Source organism: Paraburkholderia sp. SIMBA_054 (assembly GCF_046534875.1).
Taxonomy (GTDB): Bacteria; Pseudomonadota; Gammaproteobacteria; order Burkholderiales; family Burkholderiaceae; genus Paraburkholderia; species Paraburkholderia hospita.
In genome coordinates, this window is the sequence record NZ_JAWRXV010000921.1 from 1 (window position 1) to 266 (window position 266).

Genomic DNA, 266 nt, shown 5'->3' on the forward strand with positions numbered 1-266 from the left:
ACACCGGCTTCAACGTGAGCTTTGGATCCGGGTGCGCGACGATATTGCCGCTCGCATCGATCAGCATGCCGAAGCTCGCGGGCGTCGGGTGGATCGATTTCACGTTGGCGATCACGCTGTCCATTGCGACGTCGCCGGACACCCCGCCCTTCACCGCGCCGTCGCGTACCACGGGCGCGGCGAAGGCGACCACCAGCTTACCCGAGCCGACATCGACATAAGGCGGCGTTGCCACCGGCTTGCCTGCTGCCACGGCCTGCTTATAC

At 65.4% G+C, this 266-nt stretch carries 1 pseudogene; it reads right to left on the reverse strand.

Features of this window, described 5'->3' with window-relative positions:
- Window positions 1–266: pseudogene (locus tag SB822_RS57825) on the reverse strand (chemotaxis protein); the annotation flags it as partial.